This window comes from Paraburkholderia sp. USG1 (assembly GCF_031570135.1).
Classification (GTDB): domain Bacteria; phylum Pseudomonadota; class Gammaproteobacteria; order Burkholderiales; family Burkholderiaceae; genus Paraburkholderia; species Paraburkholderia dioscoreae.
Genome location: NZ_JAMWXW010000017.1, coordinates 156,941 through 177,822, shown reverse-complemented (window position 1 = coordinate 177,822; position 20,882 = coordinate 156,941). Strand labels below are relative to the sequence as shown.

At 59.5% G+C, this 20,882-nt stretch carries 20 protein-coding genes and 1 pseudogene; 16 read left to right on the top strand and 5 right to left on the bottom strand.

Translation table 11 applies throughout. The features are described 5' to 3' along the window. Positions 1 to 124 precede the first annotated feature (124 nt). The 14 genes and pseudogenes from NE850_RS22950 (at position 125) to NE850_RS22885 (ending at position 14,507) form a co-directional block, all read left to right on the top strand. Positions 125 to 457, top strand: coding sequence for a helix-turn-helix transcriptional regulator (locus NE850_RS22950; RefSeq protein WP_012431285.1), 333 nt, complete (start codon positions 125 to 127; stop codon positions 455 to 457). Next, positions 454 to 911: pseudogene (locus tag NE850_RS22945) on the top strand (ArsI/CadI family heavy metal resistance metalloenzyme). Before NE850_RS22950 ends, NE850_RS22945 begins: the two are co-directional and overlap by 4 nt. Then, positions 908 to 1,429: an arsenate reductase ArsC gene (locus tag NE850_RS22940; RefSeq protein ID WP_012431286.1), complete on the top strand. Its 522-nt coding sequence runs from the start codon at positions 908 to 910 to the stop codon at positions 1,427 to 1,429. The pseudogene NE850_RS22945 and the gene NE850_RS22940 overlap by 4 nt, the downstream one beginning before the upstream one ends. Then, positions 1,416 to 2,477: an ACR3 family arsenite efflux transporter gene (gene arsB, locus NE850_RS22935; protein ID WP_012431287.1), complete on the top strand. Its 1,062-nt coding sequence runs from the start codon at positions 1,416 to 1,418 to the stop codon at positions 2,475 to 2,477. The genes NE850_RS22940 and arsB overlap by 14 nt, the downstream gene beginning before the upstream one ends. A gap of 9 nt (positions 2,478 to 2,486) precedes the next feature. Beyond that, the gene (gene arsN2, locus NE850_RS22930; RefSeq protein WP_012431288.1) at positions 2,487 to 2,933 is read left to right on the top strand and encodes an arsenic resistance N-acetyltransferase ArsN2; all 447 of its coding nucleotides are present in this window, start codon (positions 2,487 to 2,489) and stop codon (positions 2,931 to 2,933) included. A gap of 21 nt (positions 2,934 to 2,954) precedes the next feature. Further along, positions 2,955 to 3,719 (top strand): arsenical resistance protein ArsH, encoded by a 765-nt coding sequence (gene arsH, locus NE850_RS22925; RefSeq protein WP_012431289.1) that lies wholly within the window; start codon positions 2,955 to 2,957, stop codon positions 3,717 to 3,719. Then, positions 3,670 to 4,932 carry an MFS transporter gene (locus NE850_RS22920; RefSeq protein ID WP_039346158.1) on the top strand — a complete coding sequence of 421 codons (1,263 nt, stop codon included), beginning with the start codon at positions 3,670 to 3,672 and terminating at the stop codon, positions 4,930 to 4,932. Before arsH ends, NE850_RS22920 begins: the two co-directional genes overlap by 50 nt. 84 nt (positions 4,933 to 5,016) lie before the next feature. Then, complete coding sequence (gene gmtY / locus NE850_RS22915; protein WP_012431291.1) at positions 5,017 to 6,399, top strand: gamma-mobile-trio recombinase GmtY; 1,383 nt, start codon at positions 5,017 to 5,019, stop codon at positions 6,397 to 6,399. Positions 6,400 to 6,427: 28 nt separating this feature from the next. Beyond that, positions 6,428 to 9,034: an integrase family protein gene (locus NE850_RS22910; protein ID WP_012431292.1), complete on the top strand. Its 2,607-nt coding sequence runs from the start codon at positions 6,428 to 6,430 to the stop codon at positions 9,032 to 9,034. Continuing rightward, positions 9,031 to 9,693: a gamma-mobile-trio protein GmtX gene (gmtX, locus tag NE850_RS22905; protein WP_012431293.1), complete on the top strand. Its 663-nt coding sequence runs from the start codon at positions 9,031 to 9,033 to the stop codon at positions 9,691 to 9,693. Before NE850_RS22910 ends, gmtX begins: the two co-directional genes overlap by 4 nt. A 263-nt stretch (positions 9,694 to 9,956) precedes the next feature. Continuing rightward, the gene (locus tag NE850_RS22900; protein ID WP_039364595.1) at positions 9,957 to 10,238 is read left to right on the top strand and encodes a hypothetical protein; all 282 of its coding nucleotides are present in this window, start codon (positions 9,957 to 9,959) and stop codon (positions 10,236 to 10,238) included. Between the two features lie 37 nt (positions 10,239 to 10,275). Further along, complete coding sequence (locus NE850_RS22895) at positions 10,276 to 11,235, top strand: SOS response-associated peptidase family protein (protein WP_012431295.1); 960 nt, start codon at positions 10,276 to 10,278, stop codon at positions 11,233 to 11,235. A 339-nt stretch (positions 11,236 to 11,574) separates the two neighbouring features. Beyond that, positions 11,575 to 13,569, top strand: a complete 1,995-nt coding sequence (locus tag NE850_RS22890) for a hypothetical protein (protein WP_113976526.1) — start codon at positions 11,575 to 11,577, stop codon at positions 13,567 to 13,569. A gap of 416 nt (positions 13,570 to 13,985) precedes the next feature. Next, positions 13,986 to 14,507 carry a methyl-accepting chemotaxis protein gene (locus tag NE850_RS22885; RefSeq protein WP_012431297.1) on the top strand — a complete coding sequence of 174 codons (522 nt, stop codon included), beginning with the start codon at positions 13,986 to 13,988 and terminating at the stop codon, positions 14,505 to 14,507. A gap of 345 nt (positions 14,508 to 14,852) precedes the next feature. Here NE850_RS22885 and bfr read toward each other — a convergent pair whose 3' ends face one another. Continuing rightward, on the bottom strand, positions 14,853 to 15,332 hold the full coding sequence (bfr, locus tag NE850_RS22880) for a bacterioferritin (protein WP_012431298.1): 480 nt from the start codon (positions 15,330 to 15,332) through the stop codon (positions 14,853 to 14,855). A 341-nt stretch (positions 15,333 to 15,673) separates the two neighbouring features. Between bfr and cynS the strand changes: the two genes are divergently transcribed. Next, complete coding sequence (gene cynS, locus NE850_RS22875) at positions 15,674 to 16,123, top strand: cyanase (protein WP_012431299.1); 450 nt, start codon at positions 15,674 to 15,676, stop codon at positions 16,121 to 16,123. Here cynS and NE850_RS22870 read toward each other — a convergent pair. Next, the gene (locus NE850_RS22870) at positions 16,120 to 16,707 is read right to left on the bottom strand and encodes a Fis family transcriptional regulator (RefSeq protein ID WP_310699428.1); all 588 of its coding nucleotides are present in this window, start codon (positions 16,705 to 16,707) and stop codon (positions 16,120 to 16,122) included. The two genes, cynS and NE850_RS22870, sit on opposite strands and share 4 nt — an antisense overlap. 599 nt (positions 16,708 to 17,306) lie before the next feature. Between NE850_RS22870 and NE850_RS22865 the strand changes: the two genes are divergently transcribed. Then, a complete protein-coding gene (locus NE850_RS22865) occupies positions 17,307 to 17,498 on the top strand; it encodes a hypothetical protein (RefSeq protein WP_175933329.1) in 192 nt (63 codons plus the stop codon). 9 nt (positions 17,499 to 17,507) lie between these two features. Here the strand turns inward: NE850_RS22865 and NE850_RS22860 are convergent, their stop codons facing one another. The 3 genes from NE850_RS22860 to NE850_RS22850 form a co-directional block, all read right to left on the bottom strand. Continuing rightward, entirely contained in the window at positions 17,508 to 18,383 is an 876-nt protein-coding gene (locus tag NE850_RS22860) for an SDR family NAD(P)-dependent oxidoreductase (protein WP_012431303.1), read from the bottom strand. A gap of 86 nt (positions 18,384 to 18,469) precedes the next feature. After that, positions 18,470 to 19,399: a LysR family transcriptional regulator gene (locus tag NE850_RS22855; RefSeq protein ID WP_012431304.1), complete on the bottom strand. Its 930-nt coding sequence runs from the start codon at positions 19,397 to 19,399 to the stop codon at positions 18,470 to 18,472. A gap of 79 nt (positions 19,400 to 19,478) precedes the next feature. Further along, a complete protein-coding gene (locus NE850_RS22850; protein WP_012431305.1) occupies positions 19,479 to 20,882 on the bottom strand; it encodes a cytochrome c in 1,404 nt (467 codons plus the stop codon).

The following is a 20,882-nucleotide window of genomic DNA, read 5'->3' as shown; positions in this document are numbered from 1 at the left end:
GAGGGCGGGTTCAACTTTCTTCCCTCCACTCGCTATCTACCGTCCCTAATTGACCATCAAACACCGTGGCCGCATCGTTTCAAGATTACTTGAATCTTTGAATCGACAGGTCTATGATGCCGCCATGGACTCGAACCTCGTTGTACGCGCGCTCGGCGCGCTCGCTCATGAATCGCGCCTGGCGATCTTCCGCGCACTGGTTGTCGCGGGCCCCGAAGGCATGCCGGCTGGTGAGATTGCTCAGCAGCTTGGCCTCTCGCCGTCTGGCTTGTCGTTCCACCTTAAAGACCTGTCGCATGCGGGCCTCGTCAACAGCGAGCAGAAGGGACGGTTCATCTTCTATTCAGCCAACTTCGATGCGATGAACGCACTGCTCGGGTTTCTGACCGAGAACTGCTGTGCGGGCGCTGACTGTTCCGTTCAAGCTGTGTCGCAGTGCCAAGGAGCTAAATCATGAAACGCATGCACATCCACGTTGCTGTCGAAGATATTGATGCGAGCACCCGGTTCTACGTTGCCATGTTTGGAGGCGCGAAACCGACGGTATCGAAGTCGCACTACCGCAAATGGGAGTTGAGCGATCCGAAGGTCAACTTCGCTATTTCGCAGCGTGGCGTAAAGCCCGGCATTGATCACCTTGCATTCAGGTCGAATCGGACGAGGAACTTGCCGAGATGCGAGCGCGTTTCGCGAGCGCTGAATTGCCTGTCACGAATCAGACGGCGACGACCTGCTGTTATGCAAAGTCGGATAAGACCTGGACCGTGGACCCACAGGGCGTCGCATGGGAGACGTTTCAAACGCTTGAGCACGCCCCTGTTTATGGAGAGTCGCGCGATCGTTCGCGCGAAGCCCGCGTTTCTTCAAATGCCTGCTGCGCCGGCGCAGATCTCAATCGGAGCAAGACGTGAACGACAAGACCTACAACATTCTGGTCCTTTGCACGGGCAACAGTGCCCGAAGCATCATGGCCGAGGCGCTTTTTAACACGCTAGGCAAGGGTCGATTCCACGCGTTCAGCGCAGGCAGTCACCCGTCAGGCGCGGTCAATCCGTTTGCGATCGAGCGCTGCGAGTCGCTGGACTACGACACGGCCGGGCTGCGCAGTAAGAGCTGGGATGAGTTCGGTGCACCCGACGCGCCGCAAATGGACTTCGTGATCACCGTGTGCGACCAGGCGGCTGGCGAGGTGTGCCCGATATGGCCCGGTAAGCCGATCACCGCGCACTGGGGTTTTGAAGACCCTGCCGCATTCGTGGGCAGCGACGAAGAGAAGCGCGCGGTCTTCACCAAGGTCTATCGGCAGATTCTGACGCGGGTGAGCCAGTTTGTGAACCTGCCGTTGCACGTACTCGATCGCAATGCCGCCCAGAATGAAGTGCGCGCGATTGGCGAACGTCCCGCCGAGGAATCCAATGGGCAGCACTGATTCGGTCGCTCGCGCGAGCCGTCCGGTCATTGGCTTCTTCGAGCGATACCTGACGGTGTGGGTTGCGCTGTGCATCGTCGCGGGCATCGCGCTGGGCCAGTGGTTGCCGTCCCTTTTTCAGGCGATCGGTCGCATGGAATTGGCGCAGGTCAATCTGCCGGTGGGCGTGCTGATCTGGGTGATGATCATTCCGATGCTCATCAAGATCGACTTCGGCGCGATGGCGCAGGTCAAGGGCCACTGGCGCGGGATCGGCGTTACGCTGTTCGTGAACTGGCTCGTCAAACCTTTCTCCATGGCGCTACTGGGCTGGATATTCGTGCGCCACGTCTTCGCCGCCTGGTTGCCCGCAGCGCAACTCGACAGCTACATTGCCGGCCTCATTCTGCTGGCTGCCGCCCCCTGCACGGCGATGGTGTTCGTCTGGTCGCAGCTTTGCAAGGGCGATCCCTATTTCACCTTGTCGCAGGTGGCGCTGAACGACGCGATCATGATTGTCGCATTCGCGCCGATCGTGGCACTGTTGCTTGGCCTGTCCGCCATCACCGTTCCCTGGAATACGCTGATCGCGTCGGTGGGTCTCTACATCATCATTCCAGTCGTCATCGCGCAGTTATTGCGTCGCGTGCTGCTCGCGAAGGGTGAGACCCACTTCAATCGCACGGTGTCCCGCCTCGGGCCTTATTCGATTTGCGCGCTGCTCGCCACGCTGTTGCTGCTGTTCGCGTTTCAGGGGCAAGCAATCGTCCGGGAGCCGCTGGTCATTGCGATGCTCGCAGTCCCTATTCTCATTCAGGTGTTTCTGAACTCCGGGTTGGCCTATCTGCTGAACCGCAAGCTCGGGGTCGCGCACTGCGTGGCGGGTCCGTCCAGTCTGATCGGCGCGAGCAACTTCTTCGAACTGGCCGTTGCTACCGCCATCAGCTTTTTCGGGTTCCAGTCTGGCGCGGCGCTGGCGACAGTCGTTGGCGTACTGATCGAAGTGCCAGTCATGCTGCTGGTGGTTGGCGTCGTGAATCGCTCGCAGCGCTGGTACGAGACGGCCTGAGGAGCGAGTGTGAGCGCCATAATCATTGCACACGAGACCGTCGGAAGTGACGTCGGTCTGGTCAAGGCCCTGGTCCGTGACGGCCTCCCGGTCGATGACCTCAACGAACCGCAGCGCCGCTTTTTCGGGTTCACGACGCTTGCCGGTTCGCACGTCGGATACGGCGGCTTCGAACAATACGGGCGCGATGTGCTGATCCGCTCGGTGACAGTCGAGCCAAGCTGTCGAAGCAAGGGCATCGGCCGGAATCTCGTTGCGGTGCTGCTGCGTCAGGCCTTCGACGCGGACGCCAGAACTGCGTGGCTCCTTACGACTGACGCACAAGCCTTCTTCGAGAAGACCGGATTCAACCTTGTGAGCCGCGAGACCGCGCCTGCCGCGATCCTCGCCACGCGCCAGGCCGTTGAACTGTGCCCGGCCACAGCGATTTTGCTCTCACGCCCCATCACCCCGTAGCTCTTTAGCCGCTTCCATACGATGTCCACCGATCTTCCGAACGTCAGTCTTTCTCATCTCGACACGCCCGATCTCACAAAGCTCGAACCCCGGACGATCTCGGATCATCCGCCGCGCATCTTGCTGCTCTACGGTTCGCTCCGTCCGACCTCCTATAGTCGCTTGCTGACACTCGAGGCTGAGCGCATCCTTCGCAAGTTAGGCGCCGAGACCAGAGTGTTTGATCCACATGGTCTGCCACTCGCCGACAGCGTGCCCGCCGACCATCCGAAGGTCCTCGAATTGCGCGAAGCGTCCATCTGGTCCGAAGGCCAAGTTTGGTGCAGCCCGGAACGACATGGCGCGCTGACCGGCGTGTTCAAGAACCAGATCGACTGGCTGCCGCTCGACTCCGGAAGCATCCGGCCGACGCAAGGGCGAACACTCGCGGTCATGCAGGTGTCGGGCGGCTCGCAATCCTTCAACGCGGTGAACGCTTTGCGCGTGCTCGGCCGCTGGATGCGCATGGTGACCGTTCCCAATCAGAGTTCGGTAGCCAAGGCGTTCCAGGAGTTCGATGAGAGCGGTCGCATGAAGCCCTCGTCGTACTACGATCGTGTGGTCGATGTGATGGAGGAACTGTATAAGTTCACGCTACTCGTGCGCGACCGCTCAGATTACCTGACCGACCGGTACAGTGAGCGTAAAGAGAAGGCTCCGGCATCAGTTTCCGTCCTCGCCAATGCAGCCATGAGCCATGAGCACAGCGCACAGAACGCCGACACCGACGACAGTGAAGTCGAGTAACTCGACGGATCGCGCCGAATCGCTGGCCACCTGGGCGCTCGCGCTCGCCCAACTGGTGTCGTGGGGCTCGGTCTACTATTCGTTTTCGCTGCTGGTCGTACCCATGGAGCAGACCATGGGCTGGAGCCGCACGTCCACGAATGCTGCCCTCTCGCTCGGACTGCTGGTCTCGGGTTTCGTGGCGTATCCGGTGGGCAAATGGATCGACCACGGGCTCGGACGTCGAATCATGGCCATTGGATCGCTGATCGCGGCCGCCATGCTTCTGATGTGGTCGGCCACATCGTCGCTCACGATTCTCTTCGTAGCGTGGATCGGCTTGGGCCTGTCGATGGCTGCGACCTTCTATGACCCGCTCTTCGCCGTGCTCACGCATCGCTATCCGCTGCGATACAAGACCAAGATCACACTGGTGACGCTCGTTGCGGGATTCGCGAGCACGGTTTTCATTCCGGTCACGCAGTTCCTCGTGGATCTGGCCGGTTGGCGTCTCGCGCTCGTCGCACTTGCCGCGTGCAATCTAATCATTTGCCTGCCGATTCATGTCTTCGCAATCCGCTCCTCACGAATCGACCCGAACGCTGCCCAGCCGAGCGCGGAGCGCACGGCGGTCGATGCTGCGGCAACGCGACGTGCACTGCGCACGCCTACCTTCTGGGCGCTCGCACTGTGCTTCACAACCTACTACGCGACCTTCGCCGCGCTCACATTTCATCTGGTCCCGTTGATGGTCGAGCGCGGCGTCACCAACACGGTCCTGGACATCACCATGGCGCTGATAGGACCCGCGCAAGTCATCGCCCGCGCGGTCTGGTTCGCATTCGATCGCAAGGTCACCATCACGACAGTTGGTTTCATCGTGGTGACACTCTTTCCCGTCTCGACGGTCGTCCTGATTGTGGCTGGCAAATCCGCTGCGCTTTTGTGGATCTTCGCGCTCTGCTATGGCGCCGCCAACGGAATGATGACGATCCTGCGCGGCACGATCGTCCAGCAGTTTCTGTGGACGGAGGGCTACGGCGCGATCAGCGGCATGCTGTCGTTTCCGTCGAACATTGCGAAGGGCATCGCGCCCATCGCAGCGGCCAGCATCTGGGGATTGACGGATGGATATGTCGCCGTCGAATGGACGGTGTTGCTTGTCTCCGCGCTATCCGCCGTCAGCTTTTTTATCGCAGCGAAGTGCGCGTCGGCACGTCCCTCTTATCGGTGAGTCGATTCGGGAGCAGCGATGACTTACAACGGTCAACGTGGTGACTTAAAGCGTGCGTAGAGTGTTTGCTTTTTCTGTCGAGCGATGTTCGTCAGCATCAAAGCAAAGGTCCTCACGGACGAAACCGGCGTCTACACTGAGATCCCCGCCCTGCTCGCCGCGACGGGGATACTCGAGCCGCTGATTGATTATTTCCTGCATAGAAGCCACGATCGCAGTCTGGAATGGATGCGCAAGGTGACGCGATCGGTGCGGCTCTTTCTTGAGTACATCCAACTCAACCCCGCCGAACGCGACCCTCATCGACTGTTTCAGAATTTCGCGAAGCGCCTGTATACAGGAACGTTCAATCGCGAAACAGGAATCGACGCCACGGGCCTTTGCTGGCCGCCTCGCTCGCCGCACGACGCGGCACGCATCATCATCCATTTGAGCGACTTCTTCAATTGGTTGGGCGAAGTTCGTCCTGAAGCAGCCAGCGTCAATCCTCGGTACGTCGGCAGCACGTTCGATCGACAGATCGATGAAGCCGCTTACCAGTATCGTAGAAGCAAGGCCTTCCTTGGGCATACGTGGGCGTCGAATGCCACCGCGCGCGCCACAGGATATTGGCTTCGCTACCGGAGAATCCCGAAGGTCGCGCGAGGTGAGCCGCCAGCTTTTCCAGAACGTCACTTTGAAGCGTTGCTCTTCAAAGGCTTTCGCAACGGCGATCGTTACGACTATCGTGGCATCTTGATCACGCTACTGCTCCATGGCGCGGGATTTCGAGAGTCGGAGCCTTTTCACCTTTACGTTCAGGACGTATTTCCAGATCCACAGGACCCGCGTCAAGCCAAGGTCCTCATCCACCATCCGCACTACGGGGCCGCGCCTGCTGACTGGTGCGACGAGCGAGGACGACCACGTAAATCGAACCGAGCAGAATACCTCGGCCAGCGCTTCGGCCTTGTGCCGCGTACAGACTTGATGGACCGTCGGCATGCTGGCTGGAAAGGCGGCATGCACGACGGTCCGTACTACAAGCAGGCGTACTGGTTCGTGCCGGAGTACGGCGAGTGGTTTCTGGAACTTTGGCATCGCTATCTGAAGCAGCTTGCGCATTTCGATCGGGATCATCCGTTCGCTTTCGTGAACCTGCGGCGCGCACCCTATGGTGCGATATACACCCTCACGCAGTACAACAAGGCTCACGCGGCCGCGTGCAAACGCATTGGCCTCGAAGTTGGCAAGGCGCTTGGCACAACTCCGCACGGGCACCGACACGCCTACGGCCAGCGTTTGAAGCACGCGGGAATCGACAAGCCGATGATTCGCCGCTTCATGCATCACGCATCGATCGAGAGCCAGGAGATCTACACACAAGCAAGCTTTAGCGAAGCCCGAGAAGCACTTCAGCAAGCGGCGCACCGGCTGGATGGACTTCTTACGACGCCTCTGTCCGATTTGGTCCGTTCATCTGACTAGCCACATCTCCACGTGACCGAGCAAACACATGTACAAGACCTCTCCAACTAAACCCAAGGGGCGTCGCAAGGCGGCAAGGACCGAGCGCAGCATGCGACGCGATTCGGATGCAACCCTGACCTGGGTGGTGGAGTTCTATCCAGAACTTGCAGCCTGGAGAGGCTTCGCCTTGGAGTGGCTCGGTGGGGAAACGCATGGTCTACACCAAAGGCTGCAGGCCCTATCGACTTTCTTCGAGCGCTACCTCATTCTGCAGAGCCTGCCGCTGGACCCGAGTGTATTCCTGGCGCAAACGACACAGGTTCCAGAATTTCACCGAACGGCGTGTCCTGACTCTCCTTGGGGCATCAGCGCGAACAATCTTATCCACGCTTTTCTGCAGTTTGTGTTGCTTCGGCATTTCAGTCAGATTGGTAAAAACGATAACGCCGTATTAATGCAGGGCTATCACAACCCGGTACGTCGTATGTCGAAAGCGGGGTTGCCGAAGCGCGGCGAGAGCGTTTATTCACCACTGCCTTATGGCTACATCGACCAACTTCGGCAGATGCTGGCGGCGGGACCCCATTTTCGCGATTGGCAATGGGCACATGGTGCGCTCGGGAGCAAGATCGGCCATATGGGTGCGAGCGCGCCTGATTGGCTCGACGTGACTGAAGACGAGATTGATCGCGACGATCCGGATTGCGTCTGGCGCATACGTAAGCTGAGTCGAAACTATCGCGGTGGTCAAGTGTTGCAGATGTGGAGTCCAGTCCGATGGGTTGCACTGCTTGTGAAGCTTATCTTGCCCTTACGAACTAGCCAGGTCCGCGTACTTGACTCCGGAGAGGCAGACACCTGGCGCTATGCGGCAGGACGTTGGGAGCGAAACAGCAGCGAGATAGCAGAAGGAAGCGAATCTCGGCCGCTACAGCAGGGTGTGTTCCGGCGCGACTATGATCGCAACAACAACGAGAACGCACTGGCGATCCTCTATATCAACACGAACAAGACCGCCGACGTCTCTAAGTCAGGGCCAGAGAAGGGCTATTTACTGCCATGGACGCACGGCGGGGCGCTTCACCAGAATGTTTTCTACTGGATCGAGAAGCTGCGCAACTGGCAAGAGAAGTACAACCCCATCTCGCGTCGGACCTCATGGGCAGAACTTGATCGTCGACATATCATTGCCAAGACTGATTTTCAGTTGGCGCGCTATCCTGACGCGTGCTTTCTCTTCCGATTGCCAGAATATCCAACGGCACGAATGCGTAACTTTCCGCTTCAGGATCAGGCGCTCAATTCGTGCTGGTTCTATTTGCTGAAGGCATTCGAATCACGGCTCGCCGGGCGTTCCGAAACTCACCACAACGGAACACCGATTCGGCTGCTGCCGCCCCAGTCCAAGAAGAGAACGTTGTTCCCACTTCACAGTTTGCGAGTCTCCCTTGTCACTGCACTGGCCTTGGAAGGACAGGTGCCGTTCCCTGTGCTGCAGAAGCTTGTCGGTCATAGCCGGTTGGTCATGACCTTGTACTACACCAAGCCTGGAGCCACCCATATTCGCGACGTCCTCCTCGATGCGAAGGCTCGCCTGGATGCAAATAAGAATGCGAGCATTCAGAACTTTCTGCTCGATACCGCACACGACGAACTTGTCCGAAGTGCGATCTGCAATAGTGTGAGCAGTGTTTCAGATGCAATCCCTGAGCATCCAGCGGCAAGAAACGCGTTGGGCTGGATGCCAATGCACCACGGCCTTTGCCTCGCTGGAGGAAACGCCAGCGATTCGATGGAGAATCGTTCGATTGGCGGATGCCACAACGGAGGTCCGATGGTTTTGCCGGGGACTGCCGTTGGCAACGCAAAGCACGCTCCCGTTCCGGGAGGGAATCGCAACTGCGTTCGATGCCGCTGGTTCGTGACGGAGCCTCACTACCTTCCATCGCTCGCCGCGCACTTCAACACGATCGCCTACCATTTCGACGAGGCCCGCAATGCTTGCCTCGCGAATGAACGCGTGCTTCTTGACCTAAAGAAGCAGAAGGCTGACGCTGAAGACGCTGGCGAGGTCTTCCTTCATCTCGATGCCTTTCGGCAAGCTGAGCGCGTGTGGGAAGGATCGATGAAGCGATTTAACGACTTCGCGGAGGATCTCACCGCTTGTTGGCGGCTCATTGAGCGCTGCAAGGCTGCGCTCGACCGGGCCGTCGAAGACTCTACTCAACTAGTGGCGGTGGGCACCGCGAGCGATGTGCACATCGCGTTCGAAGAGACCGAATCGGAATTGCTTCAGCTCGCTGGAGTTTGCGACGATGTCGAGCTCTATCCGGATCTCGATGCAGGCAAGGCAGTATTCCGTCGTAGTCAGTTGCTCGATGCCGTGCTTTATCGCGATCACCTTGCGCCCGTCTTCATGACGCTGGGCGAAGAAGAACAACTCCGCGTTGGCAACGCATTCATGCGCCGTCTCGCGCGGCAGATGAACCCCGCTAATCCAGTGCTGGGAACGCGGCAGGTCATCAACCTGATGGACGCCGGCCGGAGTCTCAGCGAGCGATTTGGCATTGATTTCGCCACGTTTCTGCCGGAATGCAATGCCACCGGCATGCTCAAGCGCAAGCCTCAACGAATCGACGAGTCGCAAGCATGAACAGCGCGACATTCGACCACCCGAACGTGCTTCTCGGCACGCTGCTCGCCAAGGGTGGTCGTGCCCATCGGCTTGCTAGGCTAAAAGCGCTGCACGAGATTTGTCGCAGGCATCAGGAATCAGGCTCGCGCGATTTTTCTCTCTCAACCATTGGTCGCCTGGCCGAGGCGGAAGGCGTCCTAAAGGGACGCGTCCTCTACAACATGCAATCGGCAGACTACCGCGAGCTGATTTCGGCCTGGGCGACGTATGCCGGGCCACCGACACTTCGACCATCGAAACCGCTGGCAAGCCACGAATACCTCATGCGTATTCACGACCCCGCGATCCGCTCCATCATGCAAGCAATCATCGGGGAACGAGACAAGCTCCGGGCCGAGGTCAACCTTCTGAAATCCAACGCGCAAGTCGTCGTGGATCGACGCCCAATCGGTGTGCGCGCGTCAGGAGACGCCATCGCGTTGCCAACAACGACAAACGGCCACAACGCGCAGCTCACTCCTTCAGAACGTGAAGCGCTGGGGAAGGCGGTCTCTGCCGACTACCTCGAAAGACATGGCTTACACGAAGGCAGCCATGGCGAGATCGTGAACGAACACGGTCGGACAGTGTTCGATGTCGGCTTCGCGCGTGCAATACGAAAGATCCTCGGAGCCTGAACAGCCGATAACCGAAACGATGTATTTCGATGTATGCATACATCGAAACGGAGAGTCCTTGGCGACCCCACCGCAGAACGCTTTCACGCTTTTCGCCCTCAAACTATGTACTCCACGGGTATAGGTCCAAATCGCTGGGTGAATCGACTCGACGTGTTGGGGCAAGGCGGCCATATTGCAAAAATACTGTATGGATGTACAGTATCGTATATCAAAAACCTGCTTCGTGAAACGTCCCTTTTTGATTACGACGGAAGACGATGATGGATATGCCTGTGCGCAAGCATCCGATGCCGGAGATAGCGGCGTTCGTGGCCGAATTGCGTCGCGCGTTTGGGGATGCGACTATTGATGAAGCGGTCGCGCGCGGCAAGGCGGGCGAGCCGACGTTTTTCGCGAGCGAGAACGGTCTGACGGTAGGCACCAGGTCGGATGCGACAGTCAGGAGCTGGCGAGTCGACGGCAGCGTGCTCAACCGGCACTTCTGCCGTGGGTGCGCCGGGTCATGCATCGGGACCGACATACGATGCAGTCAACGCAGGTGATTGAGCGGGCAACCGCATCAACCAGTGGAGATGACGCATGTGCTACTCGGCTCAAATCTGGGCGGACTACCGCCGGTACGTACGGACCTTCGGTGCGCACATGGACATCGCCGAGTTCGCACGTCTCTATTTCCTGCAGGCCGAAGGGAGCGGCGCCAAGACACCGAAAGCGCTCGACGATGCTTTCCTCGACCCGCAGACGGATGGCGAACGCGAGATACGTCAACTCATCGAAAAGACGCGCGCGGAACAGAGGACGAAACTGGAGCAAGACCTCTTCAAGCAGCGAACGAGATTTACGGAAGCCGAGCGCAAGCTGGAGTCGAAGGTGACGAAGGCCGCGACCGAAAGTAGACGCATCGCTACCGACAAAATTGAGGCTGCGCTACGCCGCATCGAAGACATCAATCGCAGCGAATCAAAGCCGCGCGACTCGCGCATCTTCCCCGGCTACTACGCGCCGGTGCTGGTGATGGAAAACGGCGAGTACGTGCTCCGGCCGATGCGATACCAGTGCCGCATTGCGGGCACGCCGGCAAGCTTCGATGTGAAATATCCCGGCACATACAATGCCCGCAAAAATTCATTGGGAGGTTTCTGGAAATCGTGCTTCGGACAGACGCACGGTGTGTTGCTCGTCGAGGTCTTTTACGAGAACGTGAAGAAGGCGAAGATGGAAGGCACGGTGCTGGAATCACATGACAAGGACGAGAACGTCGTCCTCGAGTTTCGCCCAAGCAATAGACAGTTGATGCACGTGGCCTGCCTATGGTCGCGATGGACGAAACCGGGCGAGCCAGACCTTCTGTCGTTTGCTGCCATAACGGATGACCCGCCGCCGGAAGTTGAAGCGGCCGGCCATGACCGGTGCATCATCCCTATCAAGCCCGAGAACATCGAGGCGTGGTTGAATCCGGAAGCAACAAGCTTGGACGCGATGTACGCCATCCTCGATGACAAGGACCGGCCTTATTACGAGCACAAGTTCGCGGCATGAGGCGCTGGAGCTTGCGCGTTGATGTGGAGGGTCTTTCCGATTTGGGGGGAGGTTGGCCAAAATTTCGATTCATGAGCTAACATCGAATTCGGTTTATGTACTACGGTGAGGTTCTCTTTGGGCAGTGACTATCGTTTACACACATTGGGGTGGAAGGCATTCCAGGACCTGTGCCTCGCTGTTGCACAAGAATGCCTTCAACGGCCGGTTCAGCGATTTCTGCCATCTCATGACGGCGGACGGGACGGAGCCTTTGTGGGTACCATGCATAGCGGGAACAGTGCTGGGTCGTCCACAATTCAATGCAAATTCACGTCGCTCCCAAACAGTAATCTGACCTTGTCACAGCTCTCAGACGAGTTAGGGAAAATTCCTGCTTTGGCAGCGCAGAACTTGGTTGAAGACTACGTGTTGATGACCAACCATCCGGTCTCCGGGGTGGCGAGTGCGCAAATCGAAAAGGCGTTCATCGAAGCGGGAGCGAAGCGATGCCGTATCTTGGGCGCTGATTGGGTGGTCAGCCAGATTGATGAGTCTGCTCGCTTGCGAATGCTTGTCCCTCGATTGTATGGAGTCGGCGACTTGAGCAATATTCTTGATGAGCGCGCGTACGAGCAAGCAAAGATGATTCTGAGTTCGATGGGAGACGACATTCGCAAGCTTGTCGTCACAGATGCTCATCGGAAGAGTGTTCTCGCCATAAACCAACATGGGCTTGTTTTATTGCTGGGGCAGCCAGCCGCAGGCAAGTCGACAATTGGCGCAAGTCTGGCAGTCGGTGCGGCCGATATTTGGGGATGCCTTACGGTCAAGCCGACATCGCCGATGGAATTGCGCGAGAGAATCAACCCTCACGAAAAACAGTTCTTCTGGGTGGATGATGCTTGGGGTTCCACTCAATATCAGAAGGCCGTAACTGATACATGGAACCAAGTGCTTCCGCACATCGCAGCTGCCATCAAGAACGGAAGCAAGTTTCTGTTCACGTCACGGACCTATATCTGGCAGGCTGCGCTCCGCGACCTCAAGACAGGTGCGCTTCCACTCCTAACAAAAAGCAACGTCACCATCCAGGTCGAGAAGCTGACATCAAACGAAAAAGCTCAGATACTGTACAACCATCTTAAGTTTGGGGACCAGCCACAATCCTTCAGAACTCAGGTTAAACCATATTTGCCGGACGTGGTTGCTAGCGACTTTTTTTTGCCGGAATCCGCAAGACGTCTCGGTAGCCAGCTTTTGACTTCGCATCTGGCAAAAACTAGAGCTGGGTTGGTGAACTTCTTTGTCAATCCCTCGGACTTCCTCCAAGAGACAATACGAACTCTTACGGCGGACAGCCAAGCCGCGCTCGCGCTTTTGTTCATCAGCGGCGGTCGGGTCGCATCACCTATCCTCGATTGTCCTGAAGTAGCATTGGCGACGAAAGCGTTTGGTGTCACCTCCGCATCACTTAGAACAGCTGTTATAGACCTCGGTGAGACGCTCTCACTTCATGTACAGGACCAAACTGGACCCTACTGGAAGTTCAAGCACCCGACCATATCGGAGGCATTTGCCCGATATGTCGCGGACAATCCAGAACTTGTAGAACTCTACTTACGTGGAGCTGCGCCAAGTTTGCTAGTGAACGAAGTGGTGTGTCCGGGAATTCAACTGCAAGGTTCGTTTGTCGTTGTCCCGTCCACGTTTTACGGACTTCTAGCCGAACGGATGACTGCATGTACTGCGTCGTCGCTGACAGCGTTTCTTTCAACGCGCGCGAACGCTGACTTTGCTGCCATTCTACTCAAGCTCCGTCCCGAACTTCTTGAGTGCGATATTTACTTTCACTGGCGCGTATCTGAGTACCCGTCAGCGGACTTCATGGCTCGAATGCAGAAATTCGGACTGCTTCCTGAGCAAAAGCGTAAGGAGGTCGCGCAAGCGTTCGCGGAAGCAATCCTTGAACGAGCCGATGCAAGCGTACTGGAGGACGATGAACTGATGACCGTGTTCACGGAAGATGAGCGGGTTCAAATCTTCGATGCAATCGAGGACAAAATCCTGAACAACTTGGCTGCACACGTTGATAGAACACGTGAGCAATGGGAGCGCAGCACCGACCCTGATTCTCATTTCGAAGAGCTGTCGATGGACGTGCGCGACTTTGCGCGGCGTTTCGCGCCTAATCGCGAACTGGAAATAACATCACAGCTTAAAGGCCTCGTCCAGTCCGCAGTTTTTGATATGCAAGAAGACTATTCTGGTTCCGCGAGTTCAAATGCGCCTGTCGGAAGTGGGATGGCTTCTGACGGACCGTCGGCCGCGATATTCAGGGATGTCGATGATTAGGCCGTGAAGCGAGGCTCCAGCCAGTGCCCGTGCGGTAATCCAGCGATGACGTGTCGGCCGGAGCATTGCAAAGCGCCGCTTCCCCTTCCTACGTTAGTACAAGCTCGGCAGCAACACCGTAGTAGTGCCGCCCGCGGGGGCCCCGCCGGCGTGGCTGTGGACTGGCAGCGTAATCGTGCGCCATCTGGGTCCCTGCAAGCAGCGCGTCGGCGACTCCCGAGATGTGTAGCGTTTCAGCGCCCAACGCCGGACGGATTTCCGGTCGTGCTCGGCCAGTCACCGCCGGGGGAGCCACTCCCAGACCTGCTGCCGCTCCTCGTAGATATGGCCCCACTGGACGAACCTTTTGAGGCGCCGTTCAAATTGCCGCGCGCATTACGTTGGTTGCCGCCTGTTCTGACCGGGTTGTCCGGACGATGGACTCGATCGACGAATCGGCCACGAAAATGTCCGAGATCATCGGCGTCATCGAAGGGATCGCCTTTCTGACCAACATTCTTGCGCTGAACGCGGCAGTCGAGGCCGCGCGTGCTGGCGAACAGGGACGTGGTTTCGCCGTGGTGACCGGAGAGGTACGCACGCTCGCGCAACGTTCGGCGACCTCGGCGAGAGAAATCCGGACGCTGATCGAGGATTCGGCGGGCAAGGTCGACGCCGGCACGAAGCTCGTGGGCGAGGCCGGCGAAACGATGCACCGGGTCGTCGACAGCATCCGGCGCGTCGCTGGCATCATGGCGGAGATGACGGCAGCAACGCAGGATCAGGCGCAGGGCATCGAGCAGGTCCATCATGCAATCGCGCAGATGGATCAGGTGACGCAGCAGAACGCGGAGCTCGTTGGACAGGCAGCAGGCGCGGCGGCTTCGCTGCACGAGTCGGCAGGAAGCCTGCGGCAGGCGGTGCAGGTGTTTGTGCTCGCTGGCGATTCCGGATCCTGATCTGGCGCATCGACGGTTGAGGAACTCGCGGCGGCGCCAGGAAGTCGCACTCGCTGGCATTACGGTATTCCGGCCGCCGAGTGCCGGGGCAGGGAGATCTGCCCCCAGCCACCCCAACTGCCCAACTGCGTCCGCTGCGTTTTTCTTTATGGGCGGCGCAATCGGCTCCATGGCTGGAGCATGGTGCTTCGTTCGTGGGAATGGGAGCTGGCGTCCCGGACAGGTGCTGCACTGCCCGCCGCGTCGCTGGTTATGTATGTGGCGCAGCGGTGAGCGCTGGAATTCAAGGCCCGGTCAGGATGGAGCAGGTGCGACCCCGGGGCGTCGTCCGGAAAAGGCTGCGGCCTACGATGCGACCTCACCCGCTGCACTTTGCTGGTAGTTGTGGATCCCGACCTTGCGGATCAGGTCGATCTGGGTTTCAAGCCAGTCGATGTGCTCTTCCGTGCCATCAAGGATCTTCACGAAGATCTCACGCGAAACGAAGTCCCTTACCGACTCGCAGTACGCAATCGCTTCCTTGCACGTCGCCTGTGATATCTGCTCGAGCTTCAGGTCGGCCTGCAGGATTTCTTCCGTGGTCTCACCGATGAGCAGCTTGTGCAGATCCTGCAGGTTCGGCAGACCGTCGAGCATGAACACCCGCTGGATGAGCCAGTCCGCGTGGCGCATTTCCCCGATCGACTCGTCGTACTCGTGCTTGCCGAGGCTATTGAGGCCCCAGTGCCTGTACATGCGCGCGTGCAGGAAATACTGGTTGATGGCCGTCAGCTCATTCTTGAGCTGGGCATTCAGATATTCGATGACTTTCGGATCGCCTTTCATCTTGATTCTCCGGGTTGGAGCGAACGATACGCAATGGAGAATAAAAAATCCAGTTTTCAGAAAATTTTGATAATGAAAATCCCTATCATTCTCATGACATGAGTAAATCATCGCGTGCCGTCGCCAGCATGCCGCTCGCGTACAGCGTCGAGCGAGAAGGGTTAGCCGGCCAGGGACGGGAATGACTGCGGGGATAGTGGACGCAGCAGTGTATGGCGCAGATCCTTGTGTGCGCGTCGGACTATGGTCCGATTAACTGATCGCACTGACAAGCGATGATAGTGGAGGTTTATTGCCTGCCTCCGGGCAGGGCAGATCGTCTTTCTGAAGAGGAGTGCAGCATGATTTCGAGCCGGAACGAAGTGACCGAAATGATCGTTGCCGCGAAAGTGGCCAAAGGCATCAAGTGGGCTGATGTGGCAGCCAGGGTGGGCCTCAGCAAGGAGTGGACGACCGCGGCCTGTCTCGGACAGATGACGCTGGACGAGAAACAGGCCAGCGTCATCGGGGAAATCTTTGAACTGCCGGACGACGCGCTCCGGTGGCTGCAGGCGGTGCCGTACAAGGGGTCGCTTCCGACAGCCGTCCCGACTGATCCGCTGATCTATCGCTGGTACGAAATCGTCAACGTTTATGGTTCGACCATCAAGGAGCTCATCCACGAGGAATTCGGCGACGGCATCATGAGTGCGATCGACTTCTCGATGGACATCGAGCGGGAACAGGATCCGAAGGGCGATCGCGTGCGGGTTGTCCTCTCAGGAAAGTTCCTTCCCTACAAGACCTACTAGGACTCTGTGCCGGGCGTGTCCGGTCTCTCCCGCTTGTTGCTTCCGATCAGTCGGTCCAGTCGTTCGCTTGCGCGCACGATCGCCTGCAGGCGTGTCTCACGCAGTTGCCGGTCGTGTTCGTTAACAATGCGGGACAACAGATCGATAAGCGCAGGCGGAAAGTTCCAGTCGCCGCGGTCCTCGCCGTTATCGAGTGCGGTGGAGAGCATCTGTTCCGCTTCGTCCAGCAGGCCGAGGTCGAGGAGGCCGTGGCCCTCCTCGGTCAGATAGCGGGTCAGCAGAATGGTCGTGAAAAGCCGACGTGCCAGACCGGCGTCTGCATAGCCAGCTCGCACGGCTTCGAGCGCCGTCCGATGCTGCAGGATCACCCTGTCGGCGTCGGCGCGTGGCATGGGCAGGAAAAGCGCCTTGGCACGGCGCGCCTGGGTGGCCCCAAATGGTTTGCGTGACATGATATTTATTGCTGCGTGAATCAGTAGCGTCTCTTTCGAGTTTGCCCGGGTCGTAGTTATGATAAGCAGTAACGTCTGCCGGCGGGTGACGGATGAACGTCGGTATGACGTTTCGCATGCGATGTGGTTCATGGCACATACCGTTGACCTCGATACAAGGCTCAAAACGCTGTTTCTCCCCGGTAACGGATCATGCGATCTTCCGATCAGACAGGTGTTCCACTTTTCGTGAGCGCGACCCACTTTTATCCGGGTGCGATAGTGCGGGGCGAATTGCGGATTGACGTCGGGGAACAACCCGTGGTGATCGAGATGTCGGACGGTGCAGGAACCACGGGAGTAGCGAGTCAGAACATTCCGGGTGAGGCAATACTTGTTGTTGAAGCCTGGCGGACAATGAAGGGAACATCGATTCCCAGGAAAACCTGGCATATCCGGAAGCAGGCCGGTCCTGTAGAGGTATGGAAGGTCATGTCCCGCGCATAAGCCGGCTTGCCTACGTTGCGTGGCAGGGTGCTCGACCGATCTGCCTGGATTGATAGCCGTCCACTTCGGGCAACCAGATGCCGCCTTCCAGCTTGTACCGTTGACGTACGTTCATTTCGCACTGCGGCGAAAGTACCCGTCCGGTCACCAGCGCGTTCGCCCATCCTGCTTCTGCTGGGCGGTAGTCTCAGTCAAGCCGGCGAGCGGCGGCGGCGTGCTCGCCGGCCAGGGCGCGATTTTGCGAATTGTCTGACGATGCTGGCCGCGTCATGCGCCAGTCGTGCGTCGAGACGGGCAGCCAGTGCGTCGAGAAAGAAGGGCAGATCGTTGGCGTCATGCTCCCGGATGAAATCGTTGGCGGTTTCCAGGACATCAGGCTGGGCATGCCACGCGGACATCTTCCGGAGTTTGCTGGCAGTGTCGGCTTTCCGGAGTAATCGTAGCTTTCAGGCCGTAATATTTGCGCTGTCGCCGCCCGTCACCGCGACGCTTGTTCCTGACACGAGGGCGGCGGCGTCCGACGCGAGGAACACGACGGCGGGTGCGATACTCTCCGGCGGCAGCCAGGGCAGGCCAAGCGGCAGTTTGGCGGCAAATCCCTCTGCAGCCGCCGTTTCATCCTTGGCCGGGTCGTACGACGGCGCGTTGCCGCCCACCTGAATCATCTGCGCGTAACGATCTTCGTGCCGGGTGAGCGCCGTGTCGATCAGGCCGGGCACGAGCGCGTTAACCGTGATCCCGTGTTTGCCAAGCTCCAGTGCCGCGGACTTCATCAGACCGAGAATGCCCCACTTCGAGGCCGAGTAGGCGGCGCCGTTCAACGTGCCGTGCTGTCCCTGCGTCGAGGACGTGACGATGATGCGGCCGCCACCACGCTTGACCAGCAGCGGCGTAAAGGCACGGATCGCGTTGGCCGTGCCGTTGAGGTTGCAGTCGATCTGGTCGTACCAGTCGGCGTCGTCCATCTCCAGCAGTGGCTTGAACGCCTGGATGCCGGCATTTGCAAAGAGGATGTCGAGACCGCCCCAGGCGGCACGCACTTCCTCGGCCGCGCGCCGCAATGCGCCGATATCGCGCTGGTCGGCCACGATCGGGCGCCAGCGGCGGCCCACAGAAGTTACCATACGCCCCGTCTCGGCAAGGTCGGCGCGGGTCGCAGGCGCAAAGGTGTCGATGGATGAAACCGCGGAGCAAATGTCGAGGCCGGCCACATCGGCCCCCGCCTCCGCCAGAGCGACTGCGGCGGCGCGACCTATGCCGCGTGCGGCACCCGTCACCACGGCGATCTTGCCCTTGAGGGCATCCGAAGAGAAAGTTGGCATCACTCAGTCCTTGTCATGGTCTGGTTTGATGGGCCTGGCGCACTCAACATCACCGTAGCCCGTCGCGGCGCGCCTGCCCGTGCACATCACGGTTCCCAGTAACGCTCCCGGCTAAACATATCGGAATAAAAGTCGAGAAACGCCCGCACCTTGGAAGATACCGTTTTCTTGCGCGGATACACCCCCCATATCGCAGGCGGGCTACTCGTTGCCTGGCCCTGCCAGTCCGGCAGCAGCCGCACCAGCAGTCCGGTGCGCAGCGGTTCCCCGATCGCCCATAGCGGAAGCAACGCGGCGCCGCTGCCGGCGATCGCGAGGTCGAGGATCGCCTCGATGTTGTTCGCGCGCAGGCGACCGCGCAGTTTGACTTCGACGGCTTCTTCCTGCCCGTCGGCCCCGGATTGACGTGCGAGAAACCAGGAGTCGTCACCAGCGATCGCGAAGCGTATGGCCGGATGTGTGGAAAGCTCGGCCGGCGACGACGGCACGCCGTGAAGGCGCACGTGGTCAGGGCTCGCGCAGACCACGCTTGTATGGTTCGCCAGTCGGCGCGCCATGAGTTGCGAGTCGGGAAGCACGCCGACGCGGATCGCTACGTCGACCCCGGTCGCAACGAAATTCACGATCTCGTCGGTGATGACGACGTCCACGTCGATATGCGGATACCGCCTCATGAATTCCGGAATGTGGGCGACCACATGGCGTCGCCCAAACGCAGTGGGCATCGTCACGCGCAGCAGGCCCTGCGGGGACGCATTGAGCGACGAGGTTGCCACGCACGCCTCGTCGAGCATCCGGATGGCGGCCGCGCCCTGTTCGCGGAACACGTGTCCGCCCTCAGTCAATGCGAGTCCGCGCGTGGAGCGGTTGAAGAGCGCGATACCGAGATCGCGCTCCAGTTCGGCAATATGTCGCGAGACCGTTGAGGTCTTGACCTGGAGCTGGTCTGCGGCCTTGTTGAAGCTTCCAAGATCCGCGGCATAGAGGAATGCGCGCAGGGCGGCGAAGTAATCCATAAGCGGGAGTTCGGCGTCAGCTATTCTGTGTCCTGCATCTGCCACCCCACCCGATCCGCCCATGCAAAGCGATTGAATGTCATTGGCGGCGCGCAACGGTTGGTGCGTGCGTCTGCGCACGCACTTTCGCAACTTCGTCTGCATTGACGTCCGGCGCGTGGTTGCCCCAGCTCGTCCGGATAAACGTGACGACGTTGGCGACCTCGGCGTCGGTCAGGCGGTCGCCAAAGGGCGGCATCGTGAACTGCGTCGGCACGCGCGAAGTCCCGACCTCGGTGTTGCCGTTGAGCACGATGTTGATCAGCGACGTCGGATCTTTCGCGTTGACGACCGGATTGCCGGCGAGCGCGGGGAACGTGTCGCGGTAGCCCTTGCCTGACGATAGATGGCATGCCGCGCAGCTGTTCAGGTAATCGATTGCGCCACGCGCGCTCACGTCGCCCTTCGCGAGCGCGGCGCCGGCCGCGGCCGCATACGCGTAGTGCCCGGCCGGATGATTCCCCGGCAGCGACTTCAGGTACGTGGCGACCGCAAGCAGGTCGGTGTCGTTCAGAAACTGCGAGCTGTGCTGGACAACATCACGCATGCCACCGAACGCGGCCGTCTCTGGGTTGCGTCCGGTGCGCAGAAATTCGACGATATCGGCCTGGCTCCACCGGCCCAGCCCGGTCAGGTCGTCCCCGCGTAGACTGTTCGCAACGTAATGGTCGATAACGCCGCCGGACAGATAGTCGGAGCCATCCGCGTCCCCGAGTGCCTTCTCCTGCAGACCGACACCCCGCGGCGTGTGACAGCTGCCGCAGTGCATGAGCCCTTCGACGAGATAGCGCCCGCGCTCCAGCAGTGCCGCATCGTGCGCGGCCCCTGCAGCCGTCGCGCTGTCGATGTCCGTATGTGCGGCAGGCTGCACCTTCGGCGCGAAGGCCCAGCGCCAGTACGTAAGCGGCCAGCGCATGGACAGCGGCCACGGAATGCCGGACGCGCGGTTCGGCGAGTCGACGGGAGCGACGCCGTGCATGAAGTACGCGTAAAGCGCGCGCACGTCGTCGTCGCTGACGTGGGCGTACGATGGATAGGGCATGGCCGGATACATCGGGCTGCCGTCCCTGCGGATCCCGCGACGCACCGCGCGCTCGAAATCGCTTGGCGTGTAGTTGCCGATGCCGGTCGCCGGGTCCGGAGTGATGTTGGTGGTGTAGAGCGTGCCGATGGGCGTGGTAATCGGCAGGCCGCCAACAAAGGCCTTGCCGTCTTTGGCGACATGGCAGGCGGCGCAGTCGCCGAGAACGGCCAGGTAGGCGCCGCGGCGGATGAGCGCAGTGTCGTTCGCGTCGATCGGCGCTTCCGCTTCGAGTGCCGCGTCGTGAGCCCTACCGCCGCGGCCGCCGAATAGCGCCGCGACGATCCATGCGCACGCAACGATCACCACGGCGAGCGCGACGAGACCGGCGATGATGGTCCCCGGCCGGAGCGTAGTCTTCAT

What these genes read in the sequence shown, in the direction of transcription:
- bfr (WP_012431298.1), bottom strand. Translation starts at nt 15,332, where the DNA reads ATGAAAGGCGATCCGAAAGTCATCGAATATCTGAATGCCCAGCTCAAG.
- arsB (WP_012431287.1), top strand. Translation starts at nt 1,416, where the DNA reads ATGGGCAGCACTGATTCGGTCGCTCGCGCGAGCCGTCCGGTCATTGGC.
- cynS (WP_012431299.1), top strand. Translation starts at nt 15,674, where the DNA reads ATGATTTCGAGCCGGAACGAAGTGACCGAAATGATCGTTGCCGCGAAA.
- NE850_RS22895 (WP_012431295.1), top strand. Translation starts at nt 10,276, where the DNA reads ATGTGCTACTCGGCTCAAATCTGGGCGGACTACCGCCGGTACGTACGG.
- NE850_RS22850 (WP_012431305.1), bottom strand. Translation starts at nt 20,882, where the DNA reads ATGAAGACTACGCTCCGGCCGGGGACCATCATCGCCGGTCTCGTCGCG.
- gmtY (WP_012431291.1), top strand. Translation starts at nt 5,017, where the DNA reads ATGTTCGTCAGCATCAAAGCAAAGGTCCTCACGGACGAAACCGGCGTC.
- NE850_RS22910 (WP_012431292.1), top strand. Translation starts at nt 6,428, where the DNA reads ATGTACAAGACCTCTCCAACTAAACCCAAGGGGCGTCGCAAGGCGGCA.
- NE850_RS22900 (WP_039364595.1), top strand. Translation starts at nt 9,957, where the DNA reads ATGGATATGCCTGTGCGCAAGCATCCGATGCCGGAGATAGCGGCGTTC.
- arsH (WP_012431289.1), top strand. Translation starts at nt 2,955, where the DNA reads ATGTCCACCGATCTTCCGAACGTCAGTCTTTCTCATCTCGACACGCCC.
- NE850_RS22870 (WP_310699428.1), bottom strand. Translation starts at nt 16,707, where the DNA reads ATGAACCACATCGCATGCGAAACGTCATACCGACGTTCATCCGTCACC.
- NE850_RS22885 (WP_012431297.1), top strand. Translation starts at nt 13,986, where the DNA reads ATGGACTCGATCGACGAATCGGCCACGAAAATGTCCGAGATCATCGGC.
- NE850_RS22860 (WP_012431303.1), bottom strand. Translation starts at nt 18,383, where the DNA reads ATGCCAACTTTCTCTTCGGATGCCCTCAAGGGCAAGATCGCCGTGGTG.
- NE850_RS22920 (WP_039346158.1), top strand. Translation starts at nt 3,670, where the DNA reads ATGAGCACAGCGCACAGAACGCCGACACCGACGACAGTGAAGTCGAGT.
- gmtX (WP_012431293.1), top strand. Translation starts at nt 9,031, where the DNA reads ATGAACAGCGCGACATTCGACCACCCGAACGTGCTTCTCGGCACGCTG.
- NE850_RS22950 (WP_012431285.1), top strand. Translation starts at nt 125, where the DNA reads ATGGACTCGAACCTCGTTGTACGCGCGCTCGGCGCGCTCGCTCATGAA.
- NE850_RS22855 (WP_012431304.1), bottom strand. Translation starts at nt 19,399, where the DNA reads ATGGATTACTTCGCCGCCCTGCGCGCATTCCTCTATGCCGCGGATCTT.